The 9,257-nt window shown below is 70.7% G+C and carries 8 protein-coding genes; 4 read left to right on the forward strand and 4 right to left on the reverse strand.

The genetic code is table 11. The features are described from left to right. Both MXD58_RS13010 and MXD58_RS13015 read left to right on the forward strand, forming a co-directional pair. On the forward strand, nt 1-1,103 hold a 1,103-nt coding region (locus tag MXD58_RS13010; protein WP_250609354.1), incomplete at its 5' end, for an STM4012 family radical SAM protein. After that, nucleotides 1,103-2,011, forward strand: a complete 909-nt coding sequence (locus MXD58_RS13015; protein ID WP_248839319.1) for an STM4011 family radical SAM protein — start codon at nt 1,103-1,105, stop codon at nt 2,009-2,011. The genes MXD58_RS13010 and MXD58_RS13015, both read left to right, overlap by 1 nt. Here the strand turns inward: MXD58_RS13015 and MXD58_RS13020 are convergent. Then, the gene (locus MXD58_RS13020; protein WP_248839320.1) at nt 1,977-3,527 is read right to left on the reverse strand and encodes a carboxylesterase/lipase family protein; all 1,551 of its coding nucleotides are present in this window, start codon (nt 3,525-3,527) and stop codon (nt 1,977-1,979) included. The two genes, MXD58_RS13015 and MXD58_RS13020, sit on opposite strands and share 35 nt — an antisense overlap. Before the next feature lie 723 nt (nt 3,528-4,250). Between MXD58_RS13020 and MXD58_RS13025 the strand changes: the two genes are divergently transcribed. Continuing rightward, nucleotides 4,251-6,458, forward strand: coding sequence for an EAL domain-containing protein (locus MXD58_RS13025; protein ID WP_248839321.1), 2,208 nt, complete (start codon nt 4,251-4,253; stop codon nt 6,456-6,458). A gap of 87 nt (nt 6,459-6,545) precedes the next feature. Next, a complete protein-coding gene (locus MXD58_RS13030) occupies nt 6,546-6,839 on the forward strand; it encodes a hypothetical protein (RefSeq protein ID WP_250609355.1) in 294 nt (97 codons plus the stop codon). A gap of 49 nt (nt 6,840-6,888) precedes the next feature. Here the strand turns inward: MXD58_RS13030 and ureG are convergent, their stop codons facing one another. The 3 genes from ureG to MXD58_RS13045 form a co-directional block, all read right to left on the reverse strand. Continuing rightward, nucleotides 6,889-7,590, reverse strand: coding sequence for an urease accessory protein UreG (gene ureG / locus MXD58_RS13035; RefSeq protein WP_248839323.1), 702 nt, complete (start codon nt 7,588-7,590; stop codon nt 6,889-6,891). Between the two features lie 41 nt (nt 7,591-7,631). Continuing rightward, nucleotides 7,632-8,732: a tRNA (adenosine(37)-N6)-threonylcarbamoyltransferase complex transferase subunit TsaD gene (gene tsaD, locus MXD58_RS13040; RefSeq protein WP_248839324.1), complete on the reverse strand. Its 1,101-nt coding sequence runs from the start codon at nt 8,730-8,732 to the stop codon at nt 7,632-7,634. A gap of 95 nt (nt 8,733-8,827) precedes the next feature. Further along, on the reverse strand, nt 8,828-9,257 hold a 430-nt coding region (locus MXD58_RS13045), incomplete at its 5' end, for a Fur family transcriptional regulator (RefSeq protein WP_250609356.1).

A 9,257-nucleotide genomic window follows, 5' to 3' on the forward strand; every position in this document is an offset into this window, starting at 1 on the left:
GTGTCCTGCGCGACTCGTACTGCCGCCGGGTCGGCATCGAGTACATGCACATCCAGGAGCCCGACGAGCGGGCCTGGTTCCAGGCCCGCCTCGAGCCCTCCCCAGACCGTCCCCACCCCGCCCCGCAACAGCACGAGCTGGAGCGCCTCGGCGCCATCCTCGCCCGCTTCGCCGCGCCGGGCACCGTCCCGCTCAGCGTGGAGACCTCGCCCGCGACCGCGACCACCGACCGCCTCGCCGTCCTGCGCGACCACGGCGCGACCCGCGTCTCGATAGGCGTGCAGAGCTTCCTCGACGCCGAGGCCCGCGCGGCCGGTCGCCCGCAGAAACGCGCCGACGTCGAGTCGGCCCTCGACCGCATCCGCACCGCCGGTTTCCCCACCCTGAACATCGACCTCATCTACGGCATCGGCGGCCAGAACGCCGACACCTGGCTCGCCTCCCTGACGGCCGCGCTCGCCTGGCGACCCGAGGAGCTCTACCTCTATCCGCTGTACGTCCGCCCGCTCACCGGCCTCGCCGGCCGCGACCTCGACTGGGACGACCAGCGCCTGCGCCTCTACCGCCTCGGCCGCGACCACCTGCTCTCCCACGGGTACGAACAGGTCTCCATGCGGATGTTCCGCCGCCCGACCGGCGGCGGCGACGACGGCGGCGGGACGAGGTACTGCTGTCAGACCGACCCCATGATCGGCCTGGGCTGCGGCGCCCGTTCCTACACCTCCGACCTGCACTACTCGTTCGACTACGCGGTCGGCGCCCGCCACGTCCGCACGATCATCGACGACTACGTCCGCGAAACCGACTTCGACCACGCCCGGATCGGCATCACCCTCGACGCCGACGAGCGCCGCCGCCGCCACCTCATCCAGTCCCTGCTGCAGGCAGGTGGCCTGGACCGGGCCGCCTACCACGACCGCTTCCACACCGACGCCGCCGCCGACTTCGACCTCACCGGCCTGGCCGAACGCGGCTGGCTGGCGCAGGAGTCACCGCACACGATCCGGCTGTCCCCGGAGGGCCTGGCCCACTCCGACGCCATCGGCCCGTCCCTCATCTCCCCAGGGGTGCGCGCGCTCATGACCAACCACACCGCCCGCTGATGATCTTCGCCTCCGCCGACGAGGACCTTCCGCGGCACCTGACGATCCTCTACCGCGGGCCGCTGGCCAGCTGCGACTACGACTGCGCGTACTGCCCGTTCGCGAAGCGGCGCGACACCCCCGAGCAGCTGCGGGCGGACCGGGCGGCCCTGGAACGCTTCGTCGACTGGGTCCGCGTGCAACGTCACGGCGTGTCGGTGCTGTTCACCCCGTGGGGGGAGGCGCTGGTCCGCTCCTGGTACCGGCGGGCGCTGGTCGAACTCAGCCACCTGCCGCACGTCGGGCGCGCCGCGATCCAGACCAACCTCAGCCACCGCCTCGGCTGGACGTCCGACGCGGACCTGGATCGCCTCGCGCTGTGGACGACCTACCATCCCGGCCAGGTTGCCCACGAGCGCTTCCTCGGCCGCTGCCGCGAGCTGGTCGACCGCGGGGTGCGCTTCAGCGCCGGTGTCGTCGGCCAGCCCGAGCATCTGTCCGCCGCGATCCGCCTGCGCGCGGACCTGCCCGCCGACATCTACCTGTGGGTCAACGCCGCCGAGGGCCACACCTACACCGATGCGGAGGCCGCCGCCTGGACCGCGATCGACCCGCTGTTCGACCACAGCCGCACCCCGCACCCCAGCCGTGGACTGCCCTGCCGCACCGGCGTCACCGTCGTGTCCGTCGACGGTGACGGCACCGTCCGTCGCTGCCATTTCGTCCCGACGGTCCTCGGCAACCTCTACGACGACTCGTTTCGCGCCGCGCTGAGACCCCGAGGCTGCCCACTGGAGCGCTGCGACTGCCACATCGGCTACGTCCACCTCGAACCACTCGGCCTGCACGACACCTTCGCCGGCGGCATCCTCGAACGGATCCCGTCGGACTGGCTCAGGGCCGATCGTCGTGCAGGGACAGCGCCGTGAACACGTGGTCCTGCCAGATCCGGCGGGAGCGGTCCTCCGGGTAGGTCGTGACGATCGGGTCGACGTCGAAGATCTGGGTGCGGCGCTGGTCGGGGTCATAGGGCGGCCAGCCCGGGTCGCCGTGGGTGGCGAAGGCCGTCCAGGCGGTGCGCATCCGCGCCGACAGCCCCGTCGCCTCGGGCGACGGACTCTCCCCGATGAGCATCGCGGGCTGGCCGTCGGTGAGGTTGCCGAACACCAGCGGCACGTCGAGGCCGTGGCAGGCGCCGAGCGCGCCGCCCATCCCCGGCGCCGTCCAGGTCAGCTCGTAGAGGTGCGCTCGCCCGCCGGCCGCGACCTGCGCCTGCGCGAGGTGCAGGGACGGCATCCGGAACAGCCAGTCCGCGTGCACCAGTTCGTGGAGCTCGTCGGGACCCGCGTCGGGGTAGGCGTCCCGGTAGCGCCGGGCGCCGTCGCCGCCCGGCGCGAAGTCCCGCAGGGCGGACTCCGCCTGCTCGGGCGTGACCTGGCCGAGCAGACCCGTGAGGAGCATGAACAGCCGATGCTCGTCACGGGTGTGACCGACCAGCAGATCGATATCGCGGGCGGCGCCGGCCGCGAGCGCCTGCCAGGGGGTGACGGGCAGGATGTCGCCGTCCACGACCGGTGAGAACAGGACCGAGCGCGACCCGGCCTGGCCCCAGCGGTCCGCGCGGGCAGGCATGCTCTCGGTGACGGCGTCCCCGGTGAGCGCCAGCAGCGCCGGATCGACCGCGGCCAGGTCCGCGGCGGTGGGCCGCAGGCCAAGCTCGTCCGCGCAGGCGGCGGCCAGCTCGGCGGCGAGCGACGGTGAGAAGAAGGTGCCCGGCACGCTCTGGGCGATGGCCCGGCGGAACAGCCCGCCTGCGCGGGGCATCGCCAGCAGCGCGGCGACCGATCCGGCGCCGGCGGACTCCCCGAAGATCGTGACCTCCGCCGGGTCACCGCCAAAGGCGCCGATGTTCTCCCGCACCCACTCCAACGCGGCGACCTGGTCGAGTAGCCCGCGGTTGGACGGCGCACCGTCGATCTGGGCGAAGCCCTCCATCCCGAGGCGGTAGTTGAAGGTCACCACGACCACACCGCCGTCGCGGGCGAGCCGGCCGCCGTCGTACTCGGACCAGCTCGACATTCCGACCGTGTAACCGCCGCCGTAGATCCAGACCATCACCGGCAGCCTCGCCGCCGGGTCGGTCGCCGGCGTCCACACGTTGACCGTCAGCCAGCCGTCGTCCGCCCTGTCCGCCGCGGTCGGACCTCGACCGAGCATGCCGGTCTGCGGCACCGGCGGGCCGAAGGCCAGGGCCGACCGGACACCGTCCCAGCCCGCGGCCGGCCGCGGCGCCGCGAAACGGAGCCCACCGACCGGCGGCTCGGAATAGGGGATGCCACGGAAGACCGCCACGTCGGACTCCACCGCGCCGAGCAGAACCCCGCCCGTCGCCCGGACCTCAGGGCCTGCCTCGGCCGACGCCGTCCCGGCAACGCTGGTCGTCATCGAACCTCCCGGGACACTACGCACGCGACCGCGGACACGGCCGGCGGAATCATCACGCGGGTCCGGACCCGCCCGCCACTCAATTTCCCGAGACCGTTCGCGGGTTGGCCGCACATCGTGGGCCCGGCACCGCGCCGGCAGCGGTGGTCCCCCCGTCGCCGACCTCCTTCGCCGACCTGGACGCCGACGCAGCACCGGGCTTCGCCGATGCCATTGCCACCGGCCGAGATGTCACTGATCCGGCGGTACCTGAGGATCTGAGGCTCGCCTGGCACCGGGGCGATGTCCGAGCGGCCGGGCGGGGAGGTCGGCCGCCAGCCTGTCTGGCCGGATGGATGTGGACCGGTCCACCGGGACAGAAAAATTTGCCATCAGAATTACAGAATGTTGCCGGTTTTGGTCGGTCGCTGGTCCGAATCTCCGCGGCATCGATGCGACGGACCGCCCGTTGGCGGTCCCGGCACCCGACCTACCAGGACTTTCACCTTTTCTAGGGATGTGTTCGGGAACAGTGGCTATTCGTCGCTGGCGGTCCGGTAAGGTCGACCGGTCGCTCTATGTCACGGATTGCGACCCGAGGTATCCGGAAAATGACGCACAGGGCCGCAGCGGTCGGGCTCGATCCGGCAGATCGGCCCGGATGCGCGCATCCCGATGCGATAGTCTCCCCTGCACTGTGCGAGGCGGCGATGGGGGCATCTGTTGGACGGGCGGCGATACGCGGTGATCGTAGGTACGAACGCCTGCGGCAGCGGCGCCAGGCTTCCGCTCCTACGCCACGCCGAGACTGATTCGCAGGCGATATACGACGCTCTTACGGATGAAAAATCTGGCACGTTCGACGCCGCCGACGTTCATCTTCTCCTTGGCCCGGCGGCCACGACGCGAAAAATGAAGGAATCCCTTCGCTCGGCGGCGCTGGACATGACGCCTTCGGACATACTCTTCGTTTATTTCGCCGGCCACGCCGTGATGTCGCGCTGGCAGCACCAGAGTGATCCGTACCTTGTCACGAGCGACCTCGATCTGAACTCGTTGCGGGAGGACCCCGACGGGGGCGTCCGCATGAGCTTCCTCTGGCGAGACGTCTTTCATGTGGCAGCCGGCTCCTCCTTCCTCATCCTCGACTGCTGCCACGCCGGCGCCTATCTGACGACGGGCGGGGCCGACCCGGTTCGCCTCAGGCAGGAACTTCCGCAGGCCATCGAGGAGGCGCATGAGGGGCACCGTCCCGCTCGACACTCCGCTCTTTTCGCCTGCGCCGCCAACCAGGTCGCCCGCGAGAACGATGATCTCCGTGGCGGAGTGGTCACCCATCACGTGCTGCGGGCGCTGCAGGGAAAGGCCGCCGACGCTCGGGGAGGTGTGACGTTCGGCAGTCTGGTCGAGTACGTCCGGGCGCAGGACATAGAGCCTGAACCAGGATGTGTCGTCCAGGGATGGGGGCCGGCGACTGTTCTCACCCGGCCGGCTTTCGGGACTGGTGAGGCCACCGGAAACACGCGGCCGGAGCCACGCCCCGTCGCTGCCACCAGCATCACGGCCTGCCGGAACCCGATGGAGTCCGAGCTTGGGCTCATAGAGAAACTCTTGGAGCGTGCCTTTCGCTCCGCCGGTGGTCCGACACGACCAGACGGTAGCGATCGGCATGCAGCCCTGGGCGTTCTACGGCATGCCTTCGACGCGTCAGCCGTGCTCGAACTCAAACTCTCTGGAGCTGAATCGGTGATTGTCGGTTCGGCGGGAGACCTGAGTCAGGAGACGCTCTCGGAGGCATTTCCGGTCGTCGCCTCGGTGGTCCGACAGGACCGTTCTGTCCTGGGGCACGTGATCACGCCCGCCTCCGGGCCCAGGCTGCTTGTGGTCCCTCTGACGTCGACCGATACCGAGGCGATGTCGGCGCTTGTTGTCGTTGACCCGGCTCCCGCCTTTCTCGACATCGGTGAACCGCTGGTGGTCATTGCCAGCACCATGCTTACCAGGTGGTCGCCGCGTGATCTGCTGAAAGCCGAAGTGGACGTGCTGACCGCACTGCGCGCGGAGTTCGGCCGGCTACCGCTGCGATTGTACCGGCAAGGCCTTAGTGCGTACAGCAGGCTGCTCGAGTCTCTGGTAATGGTGTTTGAGCCGGTCATGATCCTTAGTGATCGTGCGAACACGGTGGGGATTCAGAGCTGGGAGGCGCTCGCGCGCACAGACAGCAAGGCACGTCGAGCCCCGCTGGATGTGCTGTCCATTCCCGACGTCTGGGGAGACGAATTCCTGATCGAGCGGGACAAGAGCCTGGCGACGAAGGCGATCCACTCCTATGCCCTGGCCCACAGCCGAGGTCCGTGGGGTAACGACGCCCCGAAGCCCGTGTCCATCAACGTCTCGGTGCGGGCGCTGCTCAGCGCGGCGTACGCCCATGGGCTGGCCGATGCGATCCGCGAGGCGGGCCTGGCCCAGTACGCCGTCACGCTCGAAATCTCCGAGCGGGATCCGATCGAACCCCGCTCGGATGAGTGGGACCGGTGGAAGCCGAACCCCTCCGCCTACTTCCAGGCCCGACTCGCCACCCTCTCCCGAAATCTGCACGTCAATTTCGCCGTCGACGACTTCGGCGTGGGACACTCCTCGCTCGACCGTATCTCCACACTGTCGCTCACCCAGATAAAGGTCGACCGCTCCATTCTCCATCACGCGCTCGCGCTCAAGGAGCTCGAACTCGTCGTGCAGCTCGCGAGAACGGCGATGGACCGCGGCCATACGGCGCAGCCCCGCGTCGTGGTGGTCGAAGGTTTCGATGCCGAGTCGCCGGTGCGACTGAGCGACATCTACAACCTGGGCATTCGCTACGTACAGGGCTACATCACCGAGGAGCCGGCCTCCATTGATCTGCTGCCCTTGAATCTGGATCTGCGTGAGCGCATAGCAGCCTTTCTGCGGTAGAGGATCGCGCCGCGCACACCGTTACCCGCGAAGACTGGAGTAGGTTCCATGAAGAATGAACTTGTGGAGCTCTGTCTGCCTGAGGACGTGATCGCCGAGCTGGCGCTGGGCGAGAGCGGAACTCGAGGAACCACCGAGCTGATGATTGCGGTGGAAGGCCTGAATCTCTTCGCCAGCTTCATCACGGTGGCGGGGCTGGCCGGCCAACTTCCCATCCTGGCACGGGCACTGCGCCGCTGGGTGGGACGGCAGCCCGCGGCCGGCCAGCCCATCCGACTACTGGTCAAAGGCCCAGGCACGGACATCGAGCTTGACCTGCCGCCCAATGTGGATACGGCACGCATCGTCGCGACCCTCAGCCGGCTGTTGTCCGAGGAGTAGTCCGGCCGGACCCGGCAGGTGCCTGGGTATCTCGGAAGGTGGTGGTCCGTTAGCGGGAGACGGGAGCCATCAGGACGGTGAGCTGGGCGCGGACCCAGGCGGTGACGTCGATGGCGGTGGGGTCGTTGGCCAGCGAGGTGAACAGGACGGGGCGTTCGCCGCGGGCGGTGGCGGCGTCGCGGGCCATCACGGCGAGGTCGGCGCCGACGAGGGGGGCCAGGTCGGTCTTGTTGATGACGAGCAGGTCGCTGCTGGTCACGCCGGGGCCGCCCTTGCGGGGGACCTTGTCACCGCCGGCGACGTCGACGACGAAGATCTGCCGGTCGATCAGGCCGTAGCTGAACGTCGCCGTGAGGTTGTCGCCGCCGGATTCGACGAGCACGAGGTCCAGCGGGCCGGTCTCGGCTTCGAGGTCCTCGACGGTGTCGAGGTTGGCGGTGATGTCGTCGCGGATCGCCGTGTGTGGGCAGCAGCCCGTCTCCACCGCGCGGATGCGGCCCGGGTCGAGCACGCCCGCGCGGCGCAGGAAGTCGGCGTCCTCGGTGGTGTAGATGTCGTTGGTCACGACGCCGAGGCGCAGGCTCGACGACAGCGCCCGGCACAGCGCCGCGACCAGCGCCGTCTTGCCGCTGCCGACCGGGCCGCCGATGCCGATCCGCGGCGCCCGCCCGAGGGGAGCCGCCGGCCCGCCGCCTGTCCCGCCACCGCCGGCGAGGTGCTGGGCATCGTTGAGGTCGTGACCGAGGTGCATCGGGGCTCGCTCTCCCTGGCGTCGTGGTGGTCCCGGCGGGGTCAGGCCGCGTGCAGGGCCGGCTCGGGAACGCCGAGCTGGGCGCGGTCGAGGAAGGCGCCGGGCATCGCGGCGAGGTCCGGCGCGGACGGCGCCGCGCCGGAGCGCACCAGCAGATCACCGAGGGAGGCGATCATCACGCCGTTGTCGGTGCAGCGGCGCCGGGCCGGGATGCGCAGCCGGATGCCGGCGTCGGCGCAGCGCTGCGCGGCGAGCTCGCGCAGCCGGCTGTTCGCCGCGACGCCGCCGACGACGAGCAGGTCGTCGATGCCGTGGTCGCGGCACGCTCGGATGGCCTTGGCGGTCAGCACGTCGACGACCGCCTCCTGGAACGAGGCGATCACGTCGCCGGGCGGGATCGTCGTGTCGGGATGCGACTCGGCCCAGCGGGCGACCGCGGTCTTCAGCCCCGAGAACGAGAACGTGTACGCCGCGTCCGTGCGCCCGGTGAGCGGGCGGGGGAACGCCAGCGCCGTGCGGTCGTGGCCGACGGCCTCGCGGTCCACCGCCGGGCCGCCGGGGTAGGGCAGGCCGAGGACCCGGGCGACCTTGTCGAAGCACTCACCGGCGGCGTCGTCGAGGGTGTCGCCGAGGTGGACGATCGGATCACGGGCGAGATCCCCGACGCGCAGTAGCGAGGTGTGCCCGCCGGAGACGATCAGCGCGATCAGCGGGTCGGGCAGTGCCTCGCCGTCGACGAGGTCGGCGGCGAGGTGGCCGGCGAGGTGGTGCACGCCGTAGAGGGGGACGCCGAGGGCGGTGGCGTACGCCTTCGCCGCCGCCACCCCGACGTGCAGGGCGGTGGCCAGGCCGGGGCCGGCGGTCACGGCGATCGCGCCGATGTCGGCGGGCCGCAGACCGGCGGACGCCAGCGCCGAGCGCACGCACGGCACGAGGGCCTGCACATGGGCCCGGGCGGCGATCTCCGGCACCACGCCGCCGTAGCGGGCGTGCTGGTCCATGCTGGTCGACAGCGCCTCGCCGAGCAGTTCGCCGTCGCGGACGAGCCCGACCCCGGTCTCGTCACAGGACGTCTCGATGCCCATGACGACCGTGCCCGTCCTCGCCGGGCCCGTCGCCACCGGGCTGTGCTGCGCCGGCATTCCCGCACCCTCCTCGTTCGGCGGGCGACCGCCGCGCCCGTCTCCGGTGCCAGCTTGTTTCCGATGCCAGCTTGTTTCCGATGCCAGCTCAGAGACTACGCGTGCGGGGCGTCCGCGCAGGTGCCGCACAGGCCGGTGAGGGCCGCGTGGTCAGCCTGCAGGCGGAAGCCGACGGTGGCCGCGAGACGCTCGGCGACGGCGTCGAGCAGATCACCGGGGACGTCCTCGATCCGGCCACAGCGCCGGCAGCGCACATGCAGGTGCGCGCCGCCGGTCAGGCTGGGGGAGAGGTGGTAGACGACCGGGCCGTGCGCCGGGTGGACGTGGGTGAGCAGGCCGAGATCGCCGAGTGTCTCCACGGCGCGGTAGATCGTGGTGCGGTGCAGGCCGGGGACGATCACCTCGGAGCGGGCGAGGACGTCCTCGACACAGAGGTGCTCGCTGGTCTCGGCGAGCACGCGCAGCACGGCGCGGCGCGCCGGGGTCACCCGCTCGCCGCGCGCCCGCAGCCGCGCGATCCCGGCC

This window comes from Frankia sp. AgKG'84/4, assembly GCF_023242965.2.
Lineage (GTDB): Bacteria > Actinomycetota > Actinomycetes > Frankiales > Frankiaceae > Frankia.